Genomic DNA, 366 nt, shown 5'->3' on the forward strand with positions numbered 1-366 from the left:
CCGCCGACCTGGCCGCGCTGAGCACCGCCCAAGCCGCCGCGCTCAAATCCCATCAAGCCGCCGCGCTGACCACCGGCCAAGTCGCCAACCTGATCACCGCCGACCTGGCCGCGCTCAGCACCCTGGCGCTGAGCAACCTGACCACCGCCGGCATCGTCGCCCTGACCACCGCCCAAGCGGCGGCGTTGACCACCGCCCAAATCGCCGGGCTAACCACCCAACAAGTGGCCGCGCTGGAAACCGCCGACCTGGCCGCGCTGGGCACCGCCCAAGCCGCCGCGCTCAAATCCAACCAAGCCGCCGCGCTGAGCACCGCCCAAGCCGTCAACCTGGAAACCGCCGACCTGGCCGCGCTGACCACGCTGA

Annotated in this window: 1 protein-coding gene; it reads left to right on the forward strand. The window is 71.6% G+C overall.

Annotation, left to right across the window (positions count from 1 at the left end):
* Window positions 1-366, forward strand: a 366-nt coding sequence (locus BJL95_RS25375; protein ID WP_175463780.1) for a hypothetical protein, incomplete at both ends; no start/stop codon positions are given.

The sequence above is a fragment of the Methylomonas sp. LWB genome (assembly GCF_001856095.1).
In the GTDB taxonomy this organism is placed as follows: domain Bacteria; phylum Pseudomonadota; class Gammaproteobacteria; order Methylococcales; family Methylomonadaceae; genus Methylomonas; species Methylomonas koyamae_A.